Annotated in this window: 23 protein-coding genes; 13 read left to right on the top strand and 10 right to left on the bottom strand. The window is 72.0% G+C overall.

Annotation, left to right across the window (positions count from 1 at the left end; all coding sequences use genetic code 11):
- Nucleotides 1–49: 49 nt before the first annotated feature.
- The 4 genes from ACFPCV_RS27445 to ACFPCV_RS27460 all read left to right on the top strand — a co-directional run bounded on the left by ACFPCV_RS27445 (nucleotide 50) and on the right by ACFPCV_RS27460 (nucleotide 4,190).
- Nucleotides 50–1,570 (top strand): carboxylesterase/lipase family protein, encoded by a 1,521-nt coding sequence (locus tag ACFPCV_RS27445; RefSeq protein WP_378059235.1) that lies wholly within the window; start codon nucleotides 50–52, stop codon nucleotides 1,568–1,570.
- A gap of 177 nt (nucleotides 1,571–1,747) precedes the next feature.
- Complete coding sequence (locus ACFPCV_RS27450; RefSeq protein WP_378059236.1) at nucleotides 1,748–2,446, top strand: class I SAM-dependent methyltransferase; 699 nt, start codon at nucleotides 1,748–1,750, stop codon at nucleotides 2,444–2,446.
- 196 nt (nucleotides 2,447–2,642) lie between these two features.
- Entirely contained in the window at nucleotides 2,643–3,209 is a 567-nt protein-coding gene (locus ACFPCV_RS27455) for a superoxide dismutase (RefSeq protein WP_378059237.1), read from the top strand.
- 207 nt (nucleotides 3,210–3,416) lie between these two features.
- Nucleotides 3,417–4,190 (top strand): maleylpyruvate isomerase family mycothiol-dependent enzyme, encoded by a 774-nt coding sequence (locus ACFPCV_RS27460; RefSeq protein WP_378059239.1) that lies wholly within the window; start codon nucleotides 3,417–3,419, stop codon nucleotides 4,188–4,190.
- A 165-nt stretch (nucleotides 4,191–4,355) separates the two neighbouring features.
- Here the strand turns inward: ACFPCV_RS27460 and ACFPCV_RS27465 are convergent, their stop codons facing one another.
- Nucleotides 4,356–4,739, bottom strand: coding sequence for a hypothetical protein (locus ACFPCV_RS27465; protein ID WP_378059240.1), 384 nt, complete (start codon nucleotides 4,737–4,739; stop codon nucleotides 4,356–4,358).
- Between the two features lie 138 nt (nucleotides 4,740–4,877).
- Here ACFPCV_RS27465 and ACFPCV_RS27470 point away from each other — a divergent pair, with 138 nt between their 5' ends.
- The 4 genes from ACFPCV_RS27470 to ACFPCV_RS27485 all read left to right on the top strand — a co-directional run bounded on the left by ACFPCV_RS27470 (nucleotide 4,878) and on the right by ACFPCV_RS27485 (nucleotide 8,006).
- Nucleotides 4,878–5,546, top strand: coding sequence for a GTPase domain-containing protein (locus tag ACFPCV_RS27470; RefSeq protein ID WP_378059241.1), 669 nt, complete (start codon nucleotides 4,878–4,880; stop codon nucleotides 5,544–5,546).
- Nucleotides 5,543–6,043: a hypothetical protein gene (locus tag ACFPCV_RS27475; protein WP_378059242.1), complete on the top strand. Its 501-nt coding sequence runs from the start codon at nucleotides 5,543–5,545 to the stop codon at nucleotides 6,041–6,043. Before ACFPCV_RS27470 ends, ACFPCV_RS27475 begins: the two co-directional genes overlap by 4 nt.
- Entirely contained in the window at nucleotides 6,040–6,843 is an 804-nt protein-coding gene (locus ACFPCV_RS27480; protein ID WP_378059243.1) for a hypothetical protein, read from the top strand. Before ACFPCV_RS27475 ends, ACFPCV_RS27480 begins: the two co-directional genes overlap by 4 nt.
- 74 nt (nucleotides 6,844–6,917) lie before the next feature.
- Complete coding sequence (locus ACFPCV_RS27485) at nucleotides 6,918–8,006, top strand: hypothetical protein (protein ID WP_378059244.1); 1,089 nt, start codon at nucleotides 6,918–6,920, stop codon at nucleotides 8,004–8,006.
- Here the strand turns inward: ACFPCV_RS27485 and ACFPCV_RS27490 are convergent.
- Nucleotides 7,916–8,941: an IS110 family transposase gene (locus ACFPCV_RS27490; protein WP_378059245.1), complete on the bottom strand. Its 1,026-nt coding sequence runs from the start codon at nucleotides 8,939–8,941 to the stop codon at nucleotides 7,916–7,918. The two genes, ACFPCV_RS27485 and ACFPCV_RS27490, sit on opposite strands and share 91 nt — an antisense overlap.
- A gap of 483 nt (nucleotides 8,942–9,424) precedes the next feature.
- Here ACFPCV_RS27490 and ACFPCV_RS27495 point away from each other — a divergent pair, with 483 nt between their 5' ends.
- The 4 genes from ACFPCV_RS27495 to ACFPCV_RS27510 all read left to right on the top strand — a co-directional run bounded on the left by ACFPCV_RS27495 (nucleotide 9,425) and on the right by ACFPCV_RS27510 (nucleotide 14,711).
- Entirely contained in the window at nucleotides 9,425–10,162 is a 738-nt protein-coding gene (locus ACFPCV_RS27495; RefSeq protein WP_378059246.1) for a hypothetical protein, read from the top strand.
- Between the two features lie 267 nt (nucleotides 10,163–10,429).
- Entirely contained in the window at nucleotides 10,430–10,588 is a 159-nt protein-coding gene (locus ACFPCV_RS27500; protein ID WP_378059247.1) for a PLDc N-terminal domain-containing protein, read from the top strand.
- Nucleotides 10,589–11,195: 607 nt separating this feature from the next.
- On the top strand, nucleotides 11,196–14,000 hold the full coding sequence (locus ACFPCV_RS27505) for a helix-turn-helix transcriptional regulator (RefSeq protein WP_378059248.1): 2,805 nt from the start codon (nucleotides 11,196–11,198) through the stop codon (nucleotides 13,998–14,000).
- An 84-nt stretch (nucleotides 14,001–14,084) separates the two neighbouring features.
- The gene (locus tag ACFPCV_RS27510) at nucleotides 14,085–14,711 is read left to right on the top strand and encodes a helix-turn-helix transcriptional regulator (protein WP_378059249.1); all 627 of its coding nucleotides are present in this window, start codon (nucleotides 14,085–14,087) and stop codon (nucleotides 14,709–14,711) included.
- Between the two features lie 7 nt (nucleotides 14,712–14,718).
- On the opposite strand, the gene ACFPCV_RS27515 is transcribed toward ACFPCV_RS27510, so the two are convergent.
- Complete coding sequence (locus tag ACFPCV_RS27515; RefSeq protein WP_378059250.1) at nucleotides 14,719–16,035, bottom strand: COG1470 family protein; 1,317 nt, start codon at nucleotides 16,033–16,035, stop codon at nucleotides 14,719–14,721.
- Nucleotides 16,036–16,227: 192 nt separating this feature from the next.
- Between ACFPCV_RS27515 and ACFPCV_RS27520 the strand changes: the two genes are divergently transcribed.
- A complete protein-coding gene (locus ACFPCV_RS27520) occupies nucleotides 16,228–18,354 on the top strand; it encodes a choice-of-anchor D domain-containing protein (RefSeq protein ID WP_378059251.1) in 2,127 nt (708 codons plus the stop codon).
- A 78-nt stretch (nucleotides 18,355–18,432) separates the two neighbouring features.
- On the opposite strand, the gene ACFPCV_RS27525 is transcribed toward ACFPCV_RS27520, so the two are convergent.
- Genes ACFPCV_RS27525 through ACFPCV_RS27555 form a run of 7 tightly spaced genes read right to left on the bottom strand, consistent with a single transcriptional unit; the run spans nucleotide 18,433 to nucleotide 26,060 of the window.
- Nucleotides 18,433–18,942: a phage tail protein gene (locus ACFPCV_RS27525; RefSeq protein WP_378059252.1), complete on the bottom strand. Its 510-nt coding sequence runs from the start codon at nucleotides 18,940–18,942 to the stop codon at nucleotides 18,433–18,435.
- A 13-nt stretch (nucleotides 18,943–18,955) separates the two neighbouring features.
- A complete protein-coding gene (locus ACFPCV_RS27530) occupies nucleotides 18,956–20,314 on the bottom strand; it encodes an NADase-type glycan-binding domain-containing protein (protein WP_378059253.1) in 1,359 nt (452 codons plus the stop codon).
- On the bottom strand, nucleotides 20,311–22,269 hold the full coding sequence (locus tag ACFPCV_RS27535) for a putative baseplate assembly protein (RefSeq protein ID WP_378059254.1): 1,959 nt from the start codon (nucleotides 22,267–22,269) through the stop codon (nucleotides 20,311–20,313). The genes ACFPCV_RS27530 and ACFPCV_RS27535 overlap by 4 nt, the downstream gene beginning before the upstream one ends.
- A gap of 2 nt (nucleotides 22,270–22,271) precedes the next feature.
- Entirely contained in the window at nucleotides 22,272–22,691 is a 420-nt protein-coding gene (locus ACFPCV_RS27540) for a GPW/gp25 family protein (RefSeq protein ID WP_378059255.1), read from the bottom strand.
- 8 nt (nucleotides 22,692–22,699) lie between these two features.
- Complete coding sequence (locus ACFPCV_RS27545) at nucleotides 22,700–24,493, bottom strand: VgrG-related protein (RefSeq protein WP_378059256.1); 1,794 nt, start codon at nucleotides 24,491–24,493, stop codon at nucleotides 22,700–22,702.
- A complete protein-coding gene (locus tag ACFPCV_RS27550; protein WP_378059257.1) occupies nucleotides 24,490–25,590 on the bottom strand; it encodes a phage tail protein in 1,101 nt (366 codons plus the stop codon). Before ACFPCV_RS27550 ends, ACFPCV_RS27545 begins: the two co-directional genes overlap by 4 nt.
- On the bottom strand, nucleotides 25,587–26,060 hold the full coding sequence (locus tag ACFPCV_RS27555; RefSeq protein WP_378059258.1) for a phage tail protein: 474 nt from the start codon (nucleotides 26,058–26,060) through the stop codon (nucleotides 25,587–25,589). Before ACFPCV_RS27555 ends, ACFPCV_RS27550 begins: the two co-directional genes overlap by 4 nt.
- Between the last annotated feature and the right edge of the window lie 9 nt (nucleotides 26,061–26,069).

Here is a 26,069-nt window from a genome sequence, read left to right on the forward strand (position 1 = left end):
GCGGCGGTGCTTGGACGTAGTGGCACAGGCAGCGAGGGGAGCCACGGAGATGCTGACGAAACTGCTGGTCGCGACCGCACTGGCCGCGGGGGTGGCGGACGCACCGCCCGCACCGCCCGCCGAAGTGGTGCGAACTGCGGACGGGGCGGTTCGCGGCGTGGCGGCGGCCGACCACAGGACGTTCCAGGGCATCCCGTTCGCGGCGCCACCGGTGGGGGAACTGCGTTGGCGCTCGCCGCAGCCGGTGACACCGTGGCCGGGGGTGCGGGAGACCACGACGCCGAGCGCCCGCTGCGCACAGGCCGCGGGCGGCGGCACACCGAGCGACGACGAGGACTGCCTCTACCTGAACGTCACGACGCCGAACACCCCCGGACGCAAGCCGGTGCTGGTGTGGGTGCACGGCGGCGGGAACAGCTATGGCGCCGGTGCCGACGTCGACCCGACCCGACTCGCGGTCAAGGGGGACGTGGTCGTGGTGACGATCAACTACCGCCTCGGCGTGTTCAGCGCGTTCGCCCACCCCGACCTCGCCGGCGGCGGTGCGTTCGGCCTGGAGGACCAGCAGGCGGCGCTGCGGTGGGTGCGGCGCAACGCGACCGCGTTTGGGGGCGACCCGAACAGGGTCACCCTCTTCGGTGAGTCGAGTGGGGGGTTCGACGTGTGCGGTCAGCTGACGTCGCCGGGTGCCAGGAAGCTGTTCCAGCGGGCGATCATCCAGAGCGGCACGTGCGCGTCGAGCTGGCCGGCCAACGGTGTGATCCACACGCAGCCGGCCGGGTCGCCGTGGCTGTCGCTCGCGGAGTCCCGCTCGCACGGCGCCGACCTGGCCGCCCGGCACGGGTGCGCCGACGTCGAGTGCCTGCGCATGCTGCCCGCGGCGGACCTGATCCCGCAGGGCAACTCCACGATCATCACCGGGATGGCCTACGGCGCGGAGGTCCTGCCCACCCGCCCGGACCTGGCGCTGGCGGGCGGCGCGTTCCACCGGATACCGGTGATCGCCGGGCACACCCGCGACGAGGGCAGGCTCGCGGCCGCGTTCGTACCGAGGCCGTTCACCGAGGAGACCTACCGGTCGCTGCTGGCCGAGGCGTTCGGTGACCGCGCGCCTTGGGTGGTTGCTGAGTACCCGTCCGACGCGTTCGGCTCACCGGCCCTGGCCTACGCACAGGTGTTGACCGATCGGGTGTGGGCGTGCAGGCACGTGGCGGACCACCGTGCCATGGCACGGCACACCACGGTGTACGGCTACGAGTTCGCCGACCGCACCGCGCCCACCGGCTGGTTCACCTTTCCGCCCGACCTGCCGCCGGGCGCGTTCCACAGCTCGGAACTGCCGTACCTGTTCGACCTGGTCGGCTTCCCCGGCACGCTGGGTCCGGCACAGGCGGCGCTGGCCGACCAGCTGATCGCCTACTGGTCGCGGTTCGCGGCCACGGGCGACCCCAACGGCGGCGACCTCCCGCGCTGGCAGGCATTCCGCGGCGCGAACGCCCAGTCACTGGCCCCGGGCGCCATCGCCCAGGTCGACGTGGCGGCCGAGCACAACTGCACCTTCTGGCGCTGACAGGGCTCGCTCGCACGAGGAACCCACGACACTCGTCGGACCGCGCCGATATGGTTCGGCTCGTGTCGCCCGATCCGAGTTCACGTCTGGCAATGAGTGAGCCGTTGCCGCGACCAGTGCTGCTGGTGGCGCGTTTCGCGGCTACCGGCCTTCGGTGGCGTCGGTAGCTTGATGTCCGTGGACAACGACTACGACGGCTTCGCGCAGGCGTACGCGCGCAACAACGAGTCCAGCCCGTTCAACGCGCGCTACGAACGCCCCGCGATCATGGCCCTCGCCGGCGATGTGCGCGCCTTGCGGGTACTGGACGCCGGATGCGGGTCAGGGATGCACGCGGCGGAGCTGATCAAGCGTGGAGCGATCGTCACCGGTGCCGATCTGAGTGTGGGGCTGCTCGACACCGCGCGGACACGACTCGGGCCGGAGGTGCCGCTGCACCAGACCGACCTGGGGCAGCCGTTGGATTTCGCCGACGGTGTCTTCGATCTGGTGATGTGTTCCCTGGTCATGCACTACCTGGAGGACTGGGATCGCACACTCGGTGAGTTTCACCGTGTGCTGGTGCCAGGCGGCCGGTTGGTCATGTCCACTCACCATCCCTTCATGGACATGCGGATCAGCGGCAGCGACGACTACTTCGGCACCTACGCCTTCACCGAGGACTGGGTACGTGACGGCCGGACGATGCGGATGCGGTTCTGGCACCGCCCGTTGCGGGCCATGCTGGCGTCCTTCGCGAGGTCCGGTTTCGCCGTCGACGAGATCCGCGCGCCCGAGCCCAGGCCGGAGATGGCCGACGAAGCGCCGGACGACTACCGCCACCTCGTCCACAAGGCCCAGTTCATACTCTTCAGCTTGACGGCCACTGAACTGTGAAGTCCCTGTCCTCGGCGTCAACGGCTTCGCGGGCCTGGCCACATCCGTGCTCTGGCATGCCGCGACAGACGCGTCAGGGACATGGCCCGATGGGCTGCCGGGTCGTGGTGTGGACGCGAAGCCCTTCCCGAATCCGCGTCATTCGATGGAGTGAACCCGCTGGCGGAGCAGTGGTTCCGGAAGATAATAAGTCCTCATGGGACTCCGATCCGCCACCGCTCTCCTCGGGATAGTTGTCTGCGCGCTTGGCGCCGCGGGGCCCGCGCTCGCGGACCCGCCGGCCGCGCGCCCCGCCTTCAGCCTGGTGACGTTCGTGGAGTACACGCCGGGCGCGCACGGGGTCACCTACGACGCCGCGTCGGTTCCGGTCGGCTCGCGCGCCGCGGTGCTCGCCGCTCCTGATCACGGCGGGACCACGGTCGCTCTCCTGGTGCGCGGCCTGCTGCCCGGCCGGGCATACGGGGCGCACGTGCACCAGAAACCGTGTGGTGCCACGGGGGACGCGGCCGGTCCGCACTTCCAGCACGTGCCCGACCCCGTACAACCCTCCGTTGACCCGCAGTACGCCAACCCGCGTAACGAGATCTGGCTCGACCTCACTACCGACATGAACGGGAACGCGCGGTCGTCGGCCGGCGTGGACTGGCAGTTCGGGGACCGCCCCGCCGGTTCGGTGGTCCTCCACGCCGAGCACACGCACACAGGTCCCGGGCAGGCCGGCACCGCCGGTCCTCGGCTGGCCTGTGTAACGGTCGACTTCTGACCGGTCGCTCGTGCGGCGCGCCCGAATCCCGGCGGCCGTCGCGTGCCAGCCCGGTCCGCACGGCGCTGCGGGCCGCCGCGGCGGTGAGGCCAGGACATTCGCCGACGCCGGCCGGGACCGGCGCACCGGCGGCCTGGTGTTTCGAGGGCCGGCGTGGGTGGTGTTGATCAGTGGAACACATCCGCGGGTTCGGGAGTTGGGAATGGCATGAGTCAACTCGTGGACCGCACGATCACCGCCCTCCGTTCTGAGCACGACATGCTCGCCGGTCTCGTCCGCACCTTCACCGACGAGCAGCTGGCCTTCACCAGCGGCGCCGCGGAGTGGACGGTCGCCCAGGTCCTTTCCCACCTCGGCAGTGGTGCGGAGATCGGCCGTGCACCGATCGCCCGGGCCGTCGGGGAGACCGTGGCGGCCGAGGACAACCAGACGATCTGGGCCCGCTGGGACGCGTCCGCACCGCGAGCGCAGGCCGAGGGCTTTCTGGAGCACAACGGCCGCTGGCTCGAGACGGTCGAGGCGCTCACGCCAGAGCAGCGCTCGTCGTTGACGGTCGACCTCGGCTTCTGGCCGGAGCCGGTCCCGCTGCTGAGCGCCCTGGGCATGCGATTCAACGAGGTGGCCAACCACTCGTGGGACGTGCGGGTGGCCTTCGACCCACACGCCGGGGTCGACGCCGACTCGGCCGCGGTGCTCGTCGACCTCCTGGGCGGGCCCATGAGCTTCCTGCTGGGCTTCCTCGGGAAGCCGGCCGAGCTCGCGGCCCCGGTGTCCGTCGCGATCCCCGGCGCCGGTCTGGTGATCGACGACGCGGTCACCGTGGTGGACCACCTCGAGTCACCGTCCGCGAGGCTCGACGGACCGCAGGAAGCGTTCATCCGGCTGATCAACGGCCGCCTCAAGGCACCACACGACAACGGCGTCACCGTCGAGGGCAGCGTCACCCTCGACGACCTGCGCCGCGTGTTCCCCGGCTTCTGACGGAACCGGCCAGACCTCGCGACGTGACCGGTCTCGTCGACAGAGTTCGTCGACGAAGGGTTCGCGGCCGGACACGTCCAACAGTGGCCTGCGTTTGGAAGGGGTGCTCCGGCAGCTGCGCTGACCTGCAGGAATGTGACTCCGGTAGGTCAGCGCAGGTCTTTCTCAAGCAGGGAAGCCGCGGAACTGGTTGTAGCGAAGGGTCTCCGCGCACTTGAAGAGGGCGTAGAACTTCACGAGGCGGTGACGAGCGTTCACGTCCAGGTAGGTGCTCGCGGTCCTGAGTAGCAGGATGTCCATCGCGTCGATTTCGGCTGCGGACTGCTGCTGCACGAAACTGACGACGGCTTGGTGGGCGCTGTCGTCATCGAGTCCGAGCCAGCGATTGACAGTGACGATTTGCGCGGCATCGTACGCCACGTTGGCAACGGTGATGAACAGCTCTTTCCAGTCCATCTGGTGCTTTCGGTCGCGGTGGCTGGACTCGACCGGCCGCGGTCGGCCGATCCGACTCGGCGGTTGGTCAAACCACGAGGTCGTCGCGAACATGCCCTTCGTTACGGCCGGACCGCCGTGGAAACCGGCTGTCCGTGGCTTGGGAACGAATCGGCCGGGTACCGTAACGGCCGGGTCCGCGCGGCGATGATGACGTCGACACGATCTTCAATCTGGCGGGCAGGACATCGCATGCCGATCCCCCTCATCATCTGGGCTGCTGCCGGCGCGGCGGGAACCGCCGGGGCGTACCTCGCCCGGCGCCAGGTACGCAAGCCCCTCGAACTGGCGGTTCTCGGCCAGCGGCTGGTCGGCAAGACCCGGCTCATCAACACGTGGAGGGGAGAGTGGGAGCCGCCCGGGCGCACGCAGGCGCCCACGAAGGTCACGCCGGTCGCGGTCTCCACCGGCAAACAGGTGTTGAACGTGGACAAGAAGTTCGTGTTCCGTCAGCTCGTCGACATCAGCGGTGGCGACGAGTCCGCGAAGTCTCTCGGCACGCTGCTCACAAGTGCGGCGGCTGTGCTGTACCTGCTCGACGCGCGGACCTTGGCGCGGGAGGAACAGCGCGCGCGGTGGCAAGGCCAGGCGGACGACTGGGCCCGTGTGCAGCTCGATGCCAGCAGGCTCGTGCGTGCGACGTCGGCCAGACGGGTGGTGTTCGTCGTGACCCACTCCGACCTCGACGCGCGGTGCGACCGGATGTCGCACGACGACTACCGGGACCTGCTTGCCCGGCAGCTCGCCGATGTCATGGCCACGGTCGGCGACGCGGCGAAGGTTCGCCTCGTGGCCGGCAGCCTCGTCGATCCGCCACGCGCGCGGGCTTTGTCCGACTCGATCATCGAGCACCTGCTGTGAGCGACACCGTCCGGCTGGTCTACACGGAGTTCGACCCCGGTGCGGCTCCGTTTGCCTGGCTTCGCGGCCGCCGCTTGACCACCGACGTGGACCGCTCCGAGATCTACCGGATCATGGCGATGATCTCGGCAGCCGCCAAGGTGGTCGAGCGACCGGGCGCTCGCGCGATGCGCTACCTCGACGACGGGAACACCATGCTCGTCGAGCTGGACCTGTCCGAGCCCGACCCTGGTGGCGCACCCACCCGCCTTACCGTGGTGCTGGTCGTCGACGACAGCACACCGCGGCCACTCGCCGGTTGCGCCGGCCTGATCGTCGCTGAGCTGGCGGGGGCGGGTATATCCGCGGAGGAAGGGCGTGTGCGTGCCGCCCTGGAATGGGGGTGGGCGAACTCCGCCCTCCAATTTCCACGACTCGTTGCGTGGTATCGCCGGCTCATGGCGAAAGTCCGGGGTGGTCAAGGCTTTCACTCGGTACGGGAAGGGAAGGCGGTGTGACTGAACAGGAGCTGGCCCGGCCCGACCGGGTCGTCTTCCTGAGCCACGCCGATTATGTCGACGTGCTCGACCATCACCCGCAGATCCTCAAGGACGATCGGATCGTCGTGGTCCCGTCCCCGCTGATCGGATCGTGGGTGGCGGACCAGGAGATCGCCGCGGTCGAATCCGCGCCGAACACCGTGCTGCTCCGCGACGCGGGGAGCGACAAGCTGGTACCCGCCGAGTCCGCGCTGCGAACGCTGGCCCTCAGCCGGGTCTACGCCTTCATCGAGGTGTGTCAACTGCTTGGCGCGACCAGCCTGCGCACCACCGAGTTGGACGAGTCGACCATGAACGCGCACACAACCAACCAGTTCGGCGCGGGCAGCACCGACCCGGTCACCAGCAAGGGCTCGACAATCCTCGGTGTCACCGCGGATTTCGCCGCCGGATTGCGTCGTGAGGTCCGGAGCCGGATCGAAGCAGTTGGCACGTTCGCCGGTTCCGCTCCGGACGTCCCGGCGGCGGAAGCCGTCGTGGCCAGGTACGAAGACCTGTCCCAGGCACTCGGTTCGCTGATCAAACTGCGCTCCGCGCGGGCCAACACCATGCGCAGGCTGGAAGTCCGGGTCGACTTCCTCAGCGCGACCCACAGCGAGATGGACCTGCTACTCGGCTTCGACCAGGGACTGGGCACCGCACTGGGCAGGAACTCACAGCTGGGTCTGGTCGCTCGCCTGCGCAACCAGTTCCACCGCGACAGCGACGCGACCCGCCATCAGACCATGTCGATCGAGGTGGTGTTTCCGGAACATTGAGCACAAGCCCGGAGTACGCCGCACGTATCACGCACCGGCTGTGGCGGACGGCCATCGAAGGCACCCTACGGGGGATGGACGTCGCGGAGTGGCTGACCGCGGCAGCGGCGGTGACCTGCGACCGTGGTCTTGCCGTGGCGGTGCTGAGCGCGGACCTCGCCGCTGGCGCTCTCTCGCCGGTGGAGTCCGACGGCGCGAAGGCCGTGCTGGCCCAGTACCACTCCGTGCTCGGTGAGGCGCGGGACGACGACCGGCACAGGGCGATCGCCGCGGGCTACTTCCGCGACCTCGCCGGTTCCCGCCCGTGGGCCGTGCCCGGGGCCGGTGACGAAACCGCGGGGATGGCGCTCGCGGTCCAGGTCGACGTTCTGGCGACGCGGGTACACGGCGACCCCGAACCGCTTACGGACGCGGAACTCGACGACGCCATCGAAACCTCGCTCACCGTCGTCAACGGGTTCCCGCCGTTTCGGCCCGACCATCTGCGGGCCGTCAGCCTGCTCTCGGAACTCACGCGTCAGCGCTACACCAGAACCAGGGATCCGGCGGACCTCCTCACGGCCATGGTCGCCGCGGAGGACCTGGGAAAGGCGAACGAGCCCGGCACCGCGGACTTCGTGACGGGGCTGCTGCTCCACGCCGCCGCGACAGCCGAATGGGCGCACACGACGAACGCACCCGACAACCTGGACGTGCTCATCGGCCTGCTGGAGGGGCAACTCGCGGATGCGCGAGCACACGGCCTGGAGGCTGACGTACTGCGTGCCATCGTCATGGTCCGTGGGGTTCGGCTGGAGCTAGAGGGGGAGGACGCCGAGTCCGTCAGCCAGGCGATCGACGAGGCGCTGCGGGCGCAGAATCAGGATTCCTCCGCGGAAGGCCTGGTCAACTATGCTGGACTCGTCGTGAGGCAGGCACTGGCCGCCCCCAGCGACGAGGCGTTCCAGGCAGCTGTTTCCTCGGCGCGCCGAGCCGTCGAAGCCGGCGCGCGACACAACACCGCCGTGCACGCGGCCGCGCTGGGCACACTGTCGTACGCACTGCGCGCCCGGTTCGAGTTCCGAGGCGAGCTTCAGGACATCGCCTCGGCCGTCACCGCCGCGCGGCAGGCGGCGTCGTTGCTCACCGCTTCGGATCCGCGGTTCCCGGAGGTCCCGGCGTAGTTCTTGCGGGCTTTGGCGGTGATGTAGCGGCCGGGATCGTCGCCGAACTCTGCGAGCACCCGGGCGCCGAGGACCGGCCCCAGACCAGGCTGGGACAGGACGATCTCAGCGGCCGGGTGCTGCCCAAAATAGGCCTCGACCTGCCCTTGCAGGGTCTTCACCTGCGTGTCCAATACGGTCAGGACCGCGATCAGCGCCTGGACCGAGGCCGCGTAGGCGGTGGTCACGACCTCGGGTTGGCCGAGATGGTCAGCACGCAGCGCGGCCTGGACGGCCGCCGCTTTCTCCGCAACATTCTTGCGGCGCGCGCGTTTCAACGCGCCGCTGATCTGGGCGATCGTCAACCGGGCGGCCTGAGCCGGGGTGGGCGCCTTGCCGAGCAGTTCCAGGGTGTCGGTGGCGTCCAGGTCCTCGAACGCGACCAGCGCGGCGGGAAAGTAATCCCGCAACGCGTGCCGCAGCCGCTGGGTGTGCCGGGTTCGTTCCCAGATCAGGGTCTTGTGGGTGCGAGCCACGACCTTGACCGCCTCGGCCAGCGCGCTGTCACCGGCGACCGACCGCAACTCGTGGGCATGGGTGCGGACCATGTCGGCCAGCACGTGGGCGTCACCGGCGTCGCTCTTGGCGCCGGAGACCCCGAGCCGGTCACGGAACCGGGCGGCCTGCAACGGATTGACCGCCAGCACCGTGTACTCGGCCGCGACCAGCGCCTGCACCCACGGGCCCCGATCGGTCTCGATCCCGACCAGCACCTCGACCTGGTCGACATCATCACCCACCAACTCGCCGACGATCGCGTGCAGCCGGGCCATCCCGGCCACACCCTCGGGCAGCCGGGCCTTGGCCAGCCGCCGACCCGCACCGTCCATCACCTCCACATCGTGGTGATCCTCAGCCCAGTCATCCCCTACGAACAACCGCAACGGTCCTCCCACCCTCGACGCCGATCACCTACAGCAGCCAGCGGGAGAACCATCAGCGACCTAATCAAGCAGTGCTCACGCCAACCAGCAACGGGCACGACATCCCATCAGCGATCAACTCTCCCGACCCACCGACAGAGGCACGGTCTTTCACCAGGACTCAACGTCCAAGCGCAACGAGTGCTCACCCGCCAGTCGGCTACCAACCAGAAGTTTGCCGGATAGCTCACTCCCAGAACTGATTAGGCGCGTTGACGGCAGAACCGGCGTTTTGAGAAAAATACGCTTTCGGGACGCCGCGCGCCGGGCTCGCTTCACCAGATCTTCACGGAACCAATCACCAGCACAGGTCTCTTCTGGCCGACAGCGCGGTCGTGGTTGCCGTAAGGACGAAGCGGCGGAGAATTCTCTCGTCGCGTGGCCGAGTTCGCGCCGCGCCGAACAACCCTGTGTAAGATCGTTGCGAATTTGTTCGCATTCCTGGGGGAAGTCGCGATGGCTGGACGATCCGCGTGGCTGTGGCCGCTCGCGGTGGCCGTCACCGTGTCGGTGACCGGGATCGCTGTCAACATCGCCACGGAACTCAAGACCAGCGGACTGGCATGGGCTTCCGTGGTGGTGGCCACTGTCGCCGGTGGTGTCGTGACCTTCGGGGCACAGTCGGCGACCAGCGGGACACGGGTGTTCCGGCCCGCGGTCGCGCTTGGTGTCGTGGGTTGCGTGGCGGCGGTCGTGCTGGGGACCTTCGCGGTGGCGGGGGCGGCCGACACCGCGGCGGAGCAGGGTGCCGCAGGCCCGGAACGGGTTGTTCAGGACACGGCCTCCTACGAGCTCGTCTCGTCCGACGGCTTCTGTCCCACGGGCGACAAGGTCGACCTCGACACCGCTCAGTCCGGTCATGGCGGGCAGACCCAGCTCGGTGACTACCTTGGTGAATGCCGGGTCGAAGGCGGGCTGGCCGAGCTGATCCTCGAACAGGACGAGGTGCACGGGCCCGGCAACGCTCCGCTGTTCTCCGTGCCGCGGGCGGGTGCGGCCATCGGCTACGACGAGTGCCGTGCCGCGGTGGATGCGAGTGAGCGGCTCCGGAGCCGGTTGTTCCTGGACGAACTGCGGAACGGGGACACGTTCTGTGCCGTCACCGACGAGGGCCGGGTCGCCCGCATCTCGGTGCTCGACGTCTCCGTTGCTTCGAAAGCACGTCTGACCATCGCCTTCGTGACGTGGGGCTGAAGGAACAACGGTGCGAACGATCCCCTGACAGCCGTCTCGGCCATCCGACCAGTCGACACGAGGAGAGATGACATGACGAACGACATCAACAGCCCGGTGGGGTGGGCATAGCCCTGATCGAGGTCCCCCGCCAGCTCGGGCCTGGGCCTCTTCGCCGATCGGCCGGTTGGTCAGCCCCTCACCGATGAGGTCGAACACCGCGCGCTCCTGCTCGTCGAGCGGGTTCCGCTCCTCGCGTTCGCGGCGAGGACCGTGCTGTGCTCCGGCGTGGTGACAGGCCTGGCCGCGATCGCGTGGAACGATCTCGCGCACCGGCCGCAGGAGGACGTGAAGGGCCGCAAGCGCTTGTGGGCACTGGCGATCGCGGTGAACTTCGTCGGTCCGATCGCCTACCTGCGTTACGGCCGCCGGGAGAACACCACGTGACGGGATGACGGCGGCGACGCGCTGTCCCCGACGGACGCGTTACGTCGCCGAGCCGGTCGCCGATCATGAGAGCCGCCGCGGCGGCCAGGGCCGCACCGGCGGGTCGCAACCTGTCACGTCACCGTCGTCCCCCGCGGCGGCGCGGTGGCAGTGCTCAGGTTACTGGTCCGGCGTGACCATCCCAAGCCTCAGCCGTGTGAACACGTCGTGGTGACGGCCGGAGATCGGCGAACGCGACGTACGGGCCGTGCGCCGGCTTCTCCTCTGTCCGGCATGCCCGGGAAACGCTGTCCACTCCGGACGGACGGGCACCGGCGAGCCGGATCGTCTGGGGCCTGCGCCGGCAGTGGGTGCCGGGTTCTGACGGGGACGTGGTGCTCACCCCGAGCAGTCCACGGTGGACAAGTATCCCGATCGTGATCAGCGGCCTTCGTGATCGTTCCGTCACGCAGCGAAGTGCGTCAGGACGAGTTCGGTCCGCATCTTGTCGGCATCTCACTCGTTGGTGGGGTGGGAAGGACGAAAAGTCCGGATCATGGATGGTGCGGTCCACAATGGTGCTGTCGATGGCGGCCTGCGGGTCGCGACGTGTGTTGTGGGTGGTGAAGTGGCCGACTTCGTCGGACGGGAGTCCGAACTCGACCGTCTCGCCGAGATGGCCGACAAGGTGCGCACGGGACAACCGCAGATCGCTCACGTGCGGGGCGTGGCGGGCATCGGCAAGACGACGATGGTACGCCGGTTCGTCGCCGGGCTCGCCGACTTCACGGTCCTCACCGCCACGGCGGATCTCACCGAGACCGTGGTCGACAACGGGGTTGTCGACCAGCTGGTGCGGCGGGTGCCTTCTGCGGTCCGCGCCGCGGCCCCGTTGCTCGCCAGGGGGGTGCCCGCCGATGCGAGTCCGCTGGCGGTCGGGGCGCAGCTGCTGGACGTGCTGGGCACGCTCCAGGCCACCGGTTCAGTCGTGCTCGTCGTGGACGACGCCCAGTGGGCCGACGTGTCGTCCCTGCAGGTGCTGAGCTTCGTGCTGCGCCGAGTCTGGGCCGACCAGGTCATGGTCCTCATCGCGGCGCGGCCCAGCCCGGACGAGCGCGTGGCGAACCTGCTGACCAGGCTGGTCCGGGCCGGCCCGTCGGCGTCGACGACCATGGAACTCGCCGGGCTCGCCGCACCGGACATCGCGCGCCTGTCCAGGGCGGTCGTCGGCGACGACCTGCCCGCACCGGCCGCCGAACGGCTGCGGTCGTTCACCGGGGGACACCCGCTCCACGTGCGGACGCTGTTGGCCGAGGTGCCTGCCGAGCAACTGCGGGGGCGGCGGATCGCCATGCCGCCGTCGCTGGTGTCGGCCGTGCGCGCCACGATGGACCGGCTGCCCGACGCCAGCCGGAACCTCGTCGAGGCGCTCGCGGTGCTCGGCGCCCGGGGGCCGCTCGCCCGCGCGGCCCGCGTCGCGAACGTGCCGCAGCCCGCGGAGGCGTTGCAGCCCGCGCTCGCCGCCGGGCTCGCCCAGTGGTGGCCGGAGGAGCCGTCGAGCCCGGTCGGCATGGTGCACGAGCTGCAGCGCGAGGCGATCTACACCGGGCTCGCACCGGGCAGGCGGAGCGTCCTGCACGGGCGGGCCGCGGCCGTCGTGGACCGCGGCGCCTCCTGGGCGCACCGGGTCGCGTCGGCGAGCGAACCGGACGAGGCGCTCGCCCAGGAACTGGAGGTCGCCGCCGAGGAACAGGCCGACGAGGCCCACCACGGCCTGGCCGCCACCTACCTGCGGTGGGCCGCCGACCTGTCACCGGAACGCGCCGACCACGAACGCAGGCTGCTGACCGCGGGCGTCCAGGTGCTGTTCAGCCGCGACCGCTCGTCCGCGGCCGGGCTGTGGCCGGCCATGGAGAACTGCGCGCACTCCGCGCTGCGTTCCCTGTGCCTCGGCATGACCGCGCTCCTCGTGCGAGGTGAGTGGGCGGCCGCCCAGCGTTGGCTCGCCGAGGCGATGGAGCTCGGCGCCGACCCCGCGCAGCCGCGGTGGGTCCGGGCGACCGCCGCGGCGGGTCTCGCGGGCGCCTACGCGTGGGGCGGGCGCGTCGGGGAGACAGTCGAGGCGGCGCGGCTCGCCCTGTCGATCGGCGAGCTCCCCGCACTGCTGCACGACTACACCCGCGTGCTGCTCGCGGTCGGGGTGTCCCGGTCGGCCGGGATGCGCGCGGCGCTCGAGGAGATGGCGCACCTGCCGCAGCAACCCGGCGCGGTGCCGACGGCGCAGCTGGACTCGCTCGGCTGCCGGGGCGCGATGCTGACGATGCTCGGCCGCTACCCCGAGGCGGCGCGCGACCTGGCGAACGTGGTGCGCAGGCAGCGGACCGGCACGTTCATGATCAGTGGCTCGGTCCCGCACTGCTACCTCGCCGCGGGGCAGTACCAGCTCGGTGAGTGGGACGAGGCCGCCGTGACGATGGAGCAGGCGCGCATCCTGGAGGAGGAGGACGAACAGCCGCAGAACCAGGTGCTGCGGCGGATGGCCTCCGTGTTCGTGCCCGCGGGCCGGGGTGACTGGGAGGTCGCCGCGGAACACGTGCGGGCCGCGCACCAGCTCGCCCAGCGGATGGGGGGCCCGCAGGACCTGCGGTACGCCGCCATCGGCGCCGCGGTGCTTCACCAGGCGCGGAGCGACCACCCCCGGATGCTCGCGGCGTTGCGGGAGGTGCCCGGGCTGACCGTGGACGACGCGAGCGGTGGCGACGGGGCCCACCGGTGGTGGGATCTGTGGTGGCGGCCGCTGCTCGTCGAGGGGTTGCTGGGGACCGGGCACCTCGACGTCGCCGCCACCCAGCTGGCCGCGCTGACCGCGGCGGCGCGCGACGCGCCCCACGCACGTGCCACGGTCACCCGGTTGTCGGCGTGGCTCCTCGACGCGTCGGGTGACCGGCAGGCCGCACTCGACACCGCGGAGCGGTACCTGCTCGAGCCGGATCGCCCGCCCGCGCCGCTCGCGGAGGGCCTCCTCGAACACGAGCACGGACGCCGCCTGCTCGGCGCGGGCAGGCGCGCCGACGCCACGACCGCGCTGGAGACCGCGAAGGGTCGTTTCGGCAGGCTCGGTGCCGTGCCGTTCGAGCGGCGGGTGGACGTGGACCTGCGGCGCGCCGGTGCGACGGATCCGGTCACCGGCGCGACGATCGCGGGGCTCACCGACCGCGAGTGGGACGTCGCACGGCTCGTGGGCAAGGGATGCACGAACCGGGAGATCGGCGCTCGCCTCTACGTCACGACGAAGACGGTCGAATATCACCTCGGCAACATCTACGCGAAACTTGGGATCGCCACGCGGCGCGCGCTGCGGGTACGACTGGCCGAACGGCCCTCGGTGGACGTCACCCCAACGGCCCTAGGGGATGACTCGATCGGATCCTAGGGTCGGTCCCCAGGGCGCCGGGGCGTTCCGCGCAGCACGCTGTGTCCGTCCGCAACAGTGCGCGCTCGCCCGAGGAGGCACCCGATGTCCGGACGGATCCCTGTCCACGTGCACGCAACCGACGCCATCACCCGGTCCGGCCTGCGATCCCAGCTGCGCCACGAAGTGGAGCTCGACGTCGTCGACCGGGACCGGGTCGGTGACGGCACGGTTCTCGTGGTCGCCACCGACACCATGGACGAGGACACACTGCGGCAGCTGCGGGAGCTCAACCGCCTCGGCGGCAGGAACGCGGTCCTCGTCACCAGCACGCTCGACGACGCCGCGCTGCTGTCGGCGATCGAGGTCGGCATCTGCGCGCTGGTGCCGCGGTCCGAGGCCACCCCGGCCACCCTGACCCGGTTGGTGGTCAAGGCGGCCAGGGGCGAGGCCACGCTGCCGTCCGACGTGCTCGGCAGGTTGCTGCGGCAGGTGTCCCGGCTGCAGCACAACGTGCTCGTGCCGCGCGGGCTGACCGTCGCGGGCCTGTCGCCGAGGGAGACCGACGTGCTGCGGCTCGTCGCGGACGGGTTGGACACCGACGAGATCGCCGAGTCGTTGTCCTACTCGTCGCGGACGGTCAAGAACATCCTGTACGGGATCACGAGCCGGTTCTGCCTGCGCAACCGTTCGCACGCGGTGGCGTACGCGCTGCGCGAGGGCTACATCTGAGCGGGTCTCAGCCAAGCAGCGTGCCGGAGAACGACACCGACGGCGTGCAGCGCGGGGCACCGGCACCCGGCGCCACGCAGTTCACCTCGACCACCACCGGTAGCCCGCCCGCGACGTGCAGCGGGTTGACGTAGTGGTAGTCGAGGTCGCGGAAGTTCGCGAGCCCGGTCTCCAGCACGATGTCGTCGCCGATGCGGATGCGGAGGAACCCGTTGTCGCCACGTGGGTTCTGCAGCACCAGGTCGCCGACGGCCATCGCGCGCCGGTCCGGTGCGGTGAAGGTGAAGCGCTGGTAGGACGCGTCGGTCACGGTGGGCGCGGACGTGGCGATGCGGAAGTCCACCGGCTCCTCGCCCGGTGGCTCCTCGCCCGCCGCGCCGTCCTCGTCCGCGTCATCCGCGCCGCCACCTCCCGCGCCTGCCCCGTTCGCGCCGCCGCCCTCGTCGGCATCACCGCCACCGGCACCGGTGCCCGCGCTCTCCTCGGCCTCGGCGGCCGCGTCCTGCGCCTGCTCCGCCGCCGCGGCCGCCTGCTCCACCTGCGGCGCGACCTGTTCGGCGGCGACGGACTGCACGGTCGGCTTGAGCACGGCGAACCAGAACCCGGCCAGCACGGCCACGCCCGCCGCGACGGCGATCGCCGCGGGCAGGAGCCATTTGGGCAGCAGGCGTTCCTGGACCACGACCCCGTCGATGAGGACCGGCTCCGGCAGGTGGTCGTCGACACTGGACAGTTCCAGCTGGAACGGATGCTGCCGCGGCTCACCGCGCAGCATCCGCCGCCGTGGTTTCGCCGACACCCGCACGACCGTGACGGTGCCGGGCCGGGCGATCAGCTCCGCGGGGGTGAGCCGCAGGTCCAGCTCGTCGCCCTCGGTGTCGAACGCGGTCAGCTCGAGCGCCTCCGCCCGGTTGCCCGTGTTCTCCACCGCCAGCCGGTACCGCGCCCGGCGTCGCGCCCGGCGACGAGGCGGTACCAGCTCCGCAACCAGGTCGGTGAAGCCCTCGACCACCACCTCGCCCTCGGCGACGGTGGCGGAGTCCGGGTACTCCCGCGACCGGACCCGCACCCCGAACGGGATACCCCCCGCCGGTACGTCGGCGGAGCGGGGCGGCGCGAAGGTGAGGGTCACCGTGCCCTCGGTGCCCGGCATGAGGTTCACGGCATCCGTGGCGGTGGTGCACCAGCCCGCCGCGTCGCCGAGGACCTCGACGGTGAGCTGGTCGACGACATCGCCCTGGTTGGCGACGACGAGGTCGGTCGTCGCCTCCTCGCCCGCGGCCACGGCGAGCTCGGTGTGCGAGAGGCGTGCGGTGACGGTCATGGCGGCCAGTGTCGGCCACCCCGGCGGGACCGGGGTGGTGTGCTCGTCCCAGGACTCGGGCAACTCCGGTTGCCCGAAGGAGCACCGTCGAGCCCGCTCTGTTTCCCGATCGGGACAACCTCGATCCGGGTCGGCGACACGCGCCCGCGTGCCGCGTACGTTCGGACACGGCGCTGTCGTCATGGAGGTCCCGTGCGCTCGATATCGTTGCCGTTGCTGGCATTCGTTCTCCTGGCCGGGTGCACCGCCGCGACAGCGGCGGCCGCGGCGCAACCGGACACGGCCGAGCTGGTCACCGGTTCCGGTGACGGGCAGGCGCCGTCGGTCTCGGCGGACGGGCGCCTCGTCGCCTACGAGGCGGTCTCCCCGCGGACCGGGCGGTGGGCGGTGTACCTGCGCGACCGCCACGGCGGGACGGTCGCGCTCACCGAGGACGGCGACGGGGAGAGCCGTCGCCCGTCCCTCTCCCCGGACGGCCGGTACGTCGCGTTCGACACCACCGCCAGTGACCTGTCCGGTGCCCCGGCCGACGAGCTGCGCAGGCCCGGTGACCCGGTGGTGGTGGTCTGCGACCTCGACGACGGCCCCTCGGAGATGCACTGCCTGCGGGTCGGTGACCCCGCCGGTGGCCGCGAGGTCCAGGGTGACACGGCGCCGAGCCTGGCGGGCGGTGCGGTCACGGTCGCCTGGACGAGGGAGTACGCGGGGCTGTGGGAGACCATGGTGACCGAACTCGGCCGCGACGAGAACGGTGACCTCACCGAACTGGGCGCCGCGATCCCGCTCACCCCTGCCGAACCGGACGTCCCGTACGTCCTGGGGACGGGAGAGCCCGCGAGGGTGTCGGCGGACGGCACCACGGTGGTCTTCCCGGGCTCGTTGTGCTTCGAGTACTGCCTGCCCGCGCTCACCGGCCGCAAGCTGTTGTCGCTCAACGGGCAACGCGCGCAGACGCGGATCCCGGCCGTGTACTCCGCGACCCTCCACCCGCTGCGGATGACCAAAGTGGACGAGGACGCGACGGCTCCGGTCGTCTCCGGGGACGGCGGCGTGGTCGCCTACGTCCGGGACGGCCGCGTGGTCGTCGACGGCCAGGACGGGCGGCGTGCGGTCGCCGACGGCACCACGCCTGCCCTGTCCGCCGACGGGCGCTACCTCACCTACCGGGCGCCGGATCTGGTCGCGCGGGACCTCGTCGCCGACCGGGAGCGGGCCGACGCAGGCCTGCCCGCGCTGTCCGCCGAACCCGTGGCCCCCTCGGGCGACGGACCGCCCGCCGCCCTGTCCGCCGACGGCGCGACCGTGGTGTTCGACTCGGCCGCGCGGCTCGCCGCCGCGGACGTGGACGAGGCACGAGACGTGTACGCCCGCGCGTTCGCCCCGGTTCTCGCGGCGTCCGGCACCGACTTCGGCGCGCTGCCCGACGGCACCGGCCGGACCGTGTCGATCACGTTGCGCCACAGCGGGTTCGGTCCGCTGCGCGTGTCGGGGGTGGACATCGACACCGAGGACGCCGACGGCGCGGACTTCGCCGTGTACCCGGAGGAGACCTGCACCGGCGCGACCCTGTACGCCGGCGACGAGTGCGCCGTCGCGGTGCGGTTCACCGCGACGGGGTCGGGGGCGCGGACAGCGGCGCTGGTCGTGACGACCAGCAGCGGCCCGGTGCGGGTGCCGCTGCGCGGCGAGTCCGTCACGGCGGCTCTCGGCACGGTCACCGCTGCTCCGTCATCGGTCGCCTTCCCCGGCGCGCGGCTCCCGCTGACCTCGAGCCCACCGGTCGCGGTGACGGTGACCAACGGCTCCCCGGCGCCGGTGACGATCACCGGGATCGCGCCGTTCCCGGGCCCGCACGCGGCCGACTTCACCGCGACCGGGTGCACCGGGCGCCGCCTGGCGCCGGGGGAGCGGTGCGTGGTGTCGGTCGTCGCCACCCCGCGGGGCGGCGGTGCGCGCACGAGCGCGCTCGTCATCACCACGACCGATCGCCCCGGTTCGCTGGTCGTCGCGTTGACCGCCACCGGCGAGACGCCCGCGCTGGTCCTCGACCCGGGGGTGTCCGCGGGCGGGCGGGTCGTCACCGTCACCGGGGTGAACTTCCCACCGGGGCGGGAGGTGGCGGTGTCGGGCAGCGCGCTGCCGACCGGTCCGGTGCTCGCGGACCAGACGGGCCGGTTCACCGCCGCGCTGGTCGCGGTGGGCAGAACCCCGTCGGGCGGGGTCACGGCGGTGGTCACCGGCACTGACGTGACCGCGTCGGCGCCGCTGCTCGTGGTGGCGGGCACCTACCAGCCACCGGGGTTGCACGGGCGCCGCTGAGCGCGGCGGGACAGCCGGTACGGCGGGACCCGCCGTACCGCCGGACCCGCGGGTCCGGCGGTCCCGTGGTGGTCCGGCTCAGGTCTCGACGGTGTGTGGCACGTGTGCCGGTTTCGCCGCGTCGACGATGGCCGTCACGAGCGCGGGGTCGGCGCCCGGCGCGCGGACCCGCAGCCACGGTTCGGCGGCCTGGTCGTCGGTGGGGGTGGTGGACCAGGCGACGCCGCCGCTGTCCGCCACGGTCACCTCGACACCGGTGAGCGCGGCCAGCAGGTCGCGCAGCCCGGACACCGTGCCGCGGCGGCGGTGCAGGCGTGCCGCGGCGGCGACCGCGGCACGCCGGTGGGCCACCGGCAGGTCGGCTGGCAGGTCCAGACCGACCCAGCCGCCCAGCCAGCCAAGGAAGTCCGGCGGGGTCAGTGCCGGGTCGAGGTAGGCGTCGAGGCAGTCGAGGACCGCGATCGCGGGCGACAGCACGTCGTCGAGGCCCTCGGTCAGGCGCGCCAGCAGCGGGTCCTCCTGCAGCACCGCGGGCAGGAACGCGGTGATGGGGAACGGGTTGGCGATCTCCGGTACGGCACCACGCATGTCGGGGTTCCTCTCACCCGATGGCGAACAGTTCGAGTTCGGTCAGCGCGACCTCGGTGGCGCCCTCGGCCGGGTACACGTCGAGCACCTGGATCCGCACCTGATCCGCGGCGAGCCCGTTGGTCAGCGTGAACTCCTGTGTTTCCGGTGTGTCGCGCACCAGTACCGTGTCCGACTTCTCGTTCGAGTACGACAGGACCACGATCGAGGGCCGGTGCCGGGCTGCGAAGTCGTTCTTCGCGCCGCTCGTCACGATCAGCTTGGCGAGTGCGGTCGGCTTGCCGAGGTCGAGGGTCAGCACCGGGCTCTGGCCGGGGGTCCACTGCGCGGCCCAGTAGGTGTCGGTGAACTGGTCGATGGCTGCCTTCCCCGGGTGGTCCGGCGTTTCGGTGCTCGCGGTGACCGAGACCGGCCGCACCGGGTCGAGCGTCTGTTCCGCCGCGTCGGTCACCTTCTCCCTGGCCGCCTGGAGCCACCCGGTCACGGTCGTGCGCAGCGGCGGGTAGAAGCCCGCCAGCAGGCTGAACACCAGCAGCACCACCCAGAAACCGCGCCGGGCGAACCGCCACACCCGCCGGCCCGCGCCGGCGACGGCGAGGTTCCCCGGGCGCTTTCCCGCGGCGAGCACCTTCGGGCCCCTGCGGCGGAAGACGCGGCGCCACCACGGCACCCGCACCACGGCCGCGTCGGCGAGTGAATGGCCGCAACGGCCGCAGAACTTCCGCGTCGGCTGGTTGCCCTCGCCGCACTCGCCGCACACCTTCTCGCCAGGGCGCAGCTTCCGCGTCGGCGCGGCCCGGGCCACCACGGGGACCTTCGGTGCCTCCGGCTGCGGCGGCAGCTCCTCCTCGACCGCGGTGACGGGCACGACCAGCGCGGCCACCCGGGCCGCGGGCTCCGGGCCCGGTGGCGGCGGTGGTGGCGGTGCAACCGGGCCACCGGGCGGTGGTGGAGCAGGTGGTGGCGGTGGTGGTCCCGCTACTGCCGGGCCACCGGGAGGTGGGGGCGGTGGTGGTGGGGGTGGGGGAGCCGCTCCACCGGGCGGTGGTGGAGGCGGTGGCGGTGGTGGGGGAGCCGCTCTGCTCGGCGGCGGTGGTGGCGGCGGGGGCGCCCCGGGCGGAGCCGGTGCGCCGGCCGGTGTCACCGCGGCGGCCGGCTTCGCGGCCGGGTCCGGTGGCGGGTCCGACCGCACCATGGCGTCGAAGACCCGCTGCAGCACGTTCCGCCGCGGCGGCGTCGCGACGGCCGCGACGGGCTCGGGTGCCGCGGGTGCTGCGATCCGCTCCCCGGTCCATTCCAGGAACCGGCCGCACGACCCGCAGAAGCTGTCGCGGTCGCCGTTGCGGTGGCCGCAGTCGGTGCAGACGATCATCGTTCCTCCGTTTCCACCCGCACCTGGTGGTCGAACGAGAACACGAGGCTGTGCCGCGACACCTCGATGCTCGGTTGCTCGCCGCCGCGTTCCCCGGACACCGGGTTCGCGCTGAACAGGCGCACGTCCTCCACGTACTCGACCCCGCGCACCCGGTGCAGCAGCGCGTAGACGTCGCCGGTGCGCACGGCCCGGCCGAACGGCCAGCCCGCCCCGTCCGGTCCGCCGCCCGGCAGCGGACTGAACATCCGGTACAGCGCGGACACCGCCGCGTTCTCCACCGCCGCCGGGTCGGTCCGCGGCCGGGCCACCAGCCGGGCGACGACCGTCAGCCCGCGGTAGCGGGGCGGTTCGACCAGCACCCTGGTGCCGACGGTGCGCACCGCGTCGAGCCGTTCGGCCACCGCACGCAGCGTCCGTTCGTCGGGCACCAGATCGGCGAAGCGGACCTTGCCGTCCACCTCGGCCGCCGCGGGGACCACGAGCACCTTGACCGTGCCCGCGGGCGTGCCGTCCACACCGGACGGTGCGCACCGCACCCGCGCGAGACCGGGTACCGCCCTGATGGCGAGCGCCTCGTAGTCCTCCGCGGTCACCGCGCGGTCGCGGGTGCGCAGCAGCACGGGGGCGCGGTCGCGTGCCTCGTCGACCGTCTCCGCGTCCGTGCCGCCCTGCGCGGAGCGGCGGTTCTCCACCGCCGACACGAACGGCACCGACGAGCGCAGGGCGGTGACCGTGCCCGCGGCGACGTTGCCGCGGGTACCGCCGCCGGTGGCGTAGCGGCGGACGCGGATGGCGGCGCCGCGCGGTGGCACGGCGCCGTGCTGGGCCACGGTGCCGTCCGCGAGGCGCAGCACCGGCCCGAAGCGCACCTCGCCGAGCACCGCGTCGAGCGCGAAGTGCCGGTCGCCGGGTCCGCTGCCCGCGAAGTCGTCGACCTGCTGCCACTCCTGCCAGCCGTCCTCCGACGACGTCTCCACCACGACACCGCCGCCGAGGTCGGCCGCGTCCCCGAGGTCGCCGAGCACGGGTGCGGACCCGAGCCGCAGGGCGCGACCCGCCGAACCGTCGGCGGTGCCGAGTTCCTCGTGGTCCACGATCTCCGCGTGCACGGCGGGCGCTGTGACACCGACGGTCGACGCCGTGAGCTCCGACAGGACCGGGGGCGCGGTGTAGGCGGGCCGTCCATCGGCGGGCGCGACGACGACCGCACGCAGCCAGGCCGCGAGCGTCCCGTGCTCGAGTGTCCGCCGGTGCCCGGCAGGCACGTGCAGCACGAGGGCACCGGGCCGGTTCAGCCCACCGGTCCCGTCCTCCTCGACCTCGCAGTCGGTCCAGCCGTCGTCGGTCCGCGCCTGCCAGCGCAGCGGCGGGTGCCGGGGATCGACCCCCAGTCCGTCGACGTGCGCGACGACGTCGAACCGCACCGCGCACCCCGGGGCCGGGTCGACGAGGCCGACGAGCAGCTCGTCGCCGACCGCGGGCGGGCCGGAGAACACCGGGATGGGGCCCTCGACGACGGCGCTCTCCCCGTCCGCGCGGGTGCGCAGACCCGCTACCGCGCAGGGCGGCGCGGTGGCGTCCTCGGTGGTGCTGAACACGACCGGCTCGACGCCCTCCCCCCGGACCGTCCCCGCCTGGGTGCCCGCGGGCACCGTCAACGACGCGGTGGCGGGGCTGGAGAACCAGAACGTGAGCGGTGTGCGCGCCGGGGTGGGCGGCCGCAGCCGCAGCCCGATGAGGTCGAGGAACTTCAGGTGCAGGCGGTCGGGCACCCGGTTCAGCCGGTCCAGCAGGGCGTCGGTCAGGTAGGCGAACGTCTCGATCAACGTGATGCCGGGGTCGGACGGGTTGTGGTCCGTCCATTCCGGGCAACGCAGCCGGACGAGCCGCAGCGCGTCGTCGACGAGGTCGTCGTAGCCGCGGTCGTCGAGATCCGGTGCCGGCAGTGCCATCGCTACTCCTGGATGCCGTCGGGGTTGGTGTAGAAGGGGAAGACGAGGTTGCGCCGGTCGTTCGTCGCGCGGACGGTGTAGGTGACGGTGATGTGCAGCAGACCGCCGTGGCCGGGGTCCGGGCTCGTGTGCACGTCCTCGACCACCACCCTCGGCTCCCACCGCCACAGCGCCTCGCGCACCTCGTAGGACACCTCGGCGACGGTGTCGAGCGTGACCGGCCGGAACACGAAGTCGCGCAGCCGTGAGCCGAAGTCCGGCCGCGCGGGGCGTTCCCCGGGGTAGGTGGTCAGCACGAGCCGCATGGCCTGCTCGAGCTTGTCCGTGCCACCCGCGGTCGCGAACCGGCCGCTCGGCCCGGTCCGCAGCGGGAAGTGCCAGCCGGTCCCGACCTGGTCGCCGGACACCGAGTCGATCGACACGCCGCCTCCTAGTTGAGCTTGATCTGCTTGCCGCTGATCGCGACCTCGCCGGTGGCCGCGATCCGCACGGTCTGTGCGGACAGGTCGAGCCTGCTGCCGCCGTCGACCGTGACCGAGCCACCCGCGCCTGCCCGGACGTCGACGGAGCCACCCGCACCGCACTCCACGACGACCGCCCCCGCGCCGTTCTCCGGGTCGCAGCGAACCGTGATGGTGCCCGCCACCTGGTCGATCACCAGGGCGACGTCGCCCTTCGCGGTGCCGAGGACGATCTCGGCGGCCCTGGGCGCGCCCTGGTCGTCGTGGAAGGTCAGCCGGTTGCCCGACGGGCTGACGAAGCCGCGGCGCACCAGGGCGGTGCCGGTCTTGCCGCCCCGCACGGCTGGGCCGCCGAGGGTGTACCCGCTGTCGTCGTTGACGAGCCCGCCCAGCACGTAGGGCCTGCGCGGGTCCGCGCACTCGAACCCGACGAGCACCTCGTCGCCGACCTCGTGCCCGAACAGCGCGCCACCACGGGCACCGGCGCCGAACTGCGCGACCGGCGCCCAGTCGGTCTGGAAACCCGGCGCCAGCAACGGCACGTCGACCTTGACCCGGCCCTTGCCGAGCGGGTCGGCGATGTTGCTGACGACACCGCACACGAGCCCGGGGAACCGGCCGCGTTCGCCGTGCCGGGTACCCGTCACCAGCCCGATGATCGAACGGTCGTGGCGCCCGCTGACCTCGATCTGCGTGTAGTAGTCGGACTGGTCGAACACGTGCCGGGCCCGGGTGAGGGTCCACCGCCCGCAGAACACCTTCGGCACCCCGGACACCTCGACGACGGTGCCTGCGCGCAGCCGGGGGTCGCCTTTGGCCTCACCCTCCGCCTCGGCGAACGTGTCGCCCCAGTGCTCGGCGACCCGCCCGGCGGTGTGTGCCGCGCTCGCGTGGATCGCGGCGCCGTTGGCGACGGGCCGTTCGGTGACGACGTGCCCCGGCACGGGCTCCGGTCCGTGCGGCGAGGACGCCGATGGCGTCTGCCGCTGCGCGGCGAACGGTCGCGCGGCCGACGCCGCGGTGGTGTCGGGCAGGTCGACCGACCGCGCCGCGGTGGGTGTCGTGGCGCTCACGACCTTGCCCGCGATCGGGTCCCACACCCGCACCTCCGCCTCGGCGGCGAGGTTGCCCGCCGTGACCCTCGGCAGGAACGTGCGCAGCTCGTGGGGACAGCGCAACGGCACTGGCGGGGCGGGGGCGCCGCCGGTGTCGAGGAAGAACCGCCCGTCCCGCACCCCGAAGTCGAACCCGGTCTCGGTGGCGCGGGACCGGAGGAACTCCCAGTCGGTCTGGTTCACCTGTGCGACCTGCTCGTGGTGCGTCGGCGTCGGGTCCACGGTCTCCGGCCGCAGTCCCGCCCCGGTGGCGACGCGGCGGGCGATGTCGCTGTCGGTGGCGTTGAGGAACGTCGCGGACCGGCGGGCCCGCATCAGCCGGTGGTCGGCGGAGTAGCCGCGCACCACCGTGTGGTTGGACTCCGCGTACACGCCCTCGATCGCGGTGACCTCGCACACCAGCAACGTGTGCGGCGTGGGGTCCTGCGCACGGGCCGCGCTCACGGTCAGCACCGTCCCGAGTCGGATGCCCGCCTCGTCGAGGATCGTGCCGTCCCGGTCGTGGAAGGTGATCTCCAGCATGTCGGGGAGGTGGCGGTGGCTGTCCACGACGATCCGCGCGATGCGCTGGGCGAGGTGGGCGGGGAGCGGTGTCCCGGTGGCACCGACGGAGACCGCCGGAACCGGCCTGCCCGTTGCCGCGGTCATGTGCCCTGCCTGCTGACGAGCGGATCCCGGGGCCTGCCGTCGCCGCCCGTGCGGGGCTGCGCCCCGCGCTGCGGTTGCAGGGCCACGAAGCTCAGGTCGACGCTCGCCCTGCTCGGCGTGCCCATCCGGGTGAAGCGGGTGAAGGTGAGGCCCACGTTGGTGAGCGCGACGTGGCGGCTCAGCAACGTGTTGCTGCCGTCGCCGAGCCGGACGTCCAGCGGTGTGGGCGCCGTCGCGCGGGCCGGGTCGGGCACGATCCAGCGCCGCAGGAGGTCGGTGGTCGTGCGCACCGTCTCTGCGCCTTCGACGACGAGACCGTGGTAGGCGATGGTCCAGTCGCCGGGCATCCCCATCTCGTACTCGTACTCGTCGCGGCTCTGCTGGCCGAGCAGATTCATCGAGCAGCCGCGGCTCACCGTCACCGAGTCCGGGTTGTACTGGAAGTGGATCGACCCGCCTGGCCCGGACAGCACGAACTTGCCGCGACCGGCGACCGTCGACGAGCCGCCGCCGTCGGTGTCGAGGAAGCCGCCGTGCGCGAGGACGAGCTTCTCGATCGCGACACCGCCGCTCGACGTGGTGAGCGGCGGCGCCGACCACGACACGGGTACGACGTCGCGCAGTCGCCACGACGCGACCGCCGGCTCGTCGAGACGGTGGTACAGCTCGATCTTCGCGGCCGTGCCGGGGTGGAACCGGTCGCCGCCGCCGGTGGGCCCCTTCGGGGCACCGCCCTCGGGCGCGTTGACCCACGCCTCGGTCACGTGCCGCAGCCACTCCTGGACCTTCTTCGAGTCCACGGAGGTCATGGCCCGCTCGAGGGTGATGTTCCCGTAGGACACCGAGCCGGGCAGGACCGTCGGGCGGTCGTAGGTCCCGCCCACCTTCAGGGTCTCGGCCGCGAACTGCACCCCGAGACCGTTGCAGGCCGACCACAGCCCGAGGTTCTCGCCGGGAGCGCCGATACCGACGCTGACGCTGAACCACATGGTCATGCCGTACTGCGGCACGAACATCCCGCTGGAACGCTTGGGGATCGCGGAGCCGAGCGCCACCGGGGCGGCGAACGCGGTCTGGACCGGGCTCGCCGGGATCACGACGTCCTCCGCTCGTCGTCGAGGAAACCGGAGTGTGCGAGCGCCAGCTCCTCGACGGCGGTCTGCGCGGACGCCGAGTCGAAGCCGGTGATGGACCAGGAGATCGGGAAGAACTGCTTGAGCTCCCAGGTGATGATCGGCATGCCGAGGTAGTCGACCATGTGGATCGCGCCGGACAGCGGTGTCCGGCCGGCGGCCGTCTTCGTGAGCCATGCCTTCACCGCCGCCGAGTCCGCGCACGCCGCCCTGGCGAGCTTGACCGGCTGGTACCGCAGGGCGCCGCCGAACACCTCGGCGGTCGACTGCTCGCCGGGCCGGTAACGGACCTGCTCCCAGCCGATCTCGAGCCCGCTGACCCGCGACCAGCTGCCGAAGTTGTAGTCGCTGTCGTCCACACACGCCACGAACCGGTGCGTCATCGCCACCTGGTCGGGCACGAGGTCGAGCAGCGACTTGACTTTCGGGTGCATCCTGGCCTC

The sequence above is a fragment of the Actinophytocola glycyrrhizae genome (assembly GCF_042653545.1).
Taxonomy (GTDB): domain Bacteria; phylum Actinomycetota; class Actinomycetes; order Mycobacteriales; family Pseudonocardiaceae; genus Actinophytocola; species Actinophytocola glycyrrhizae.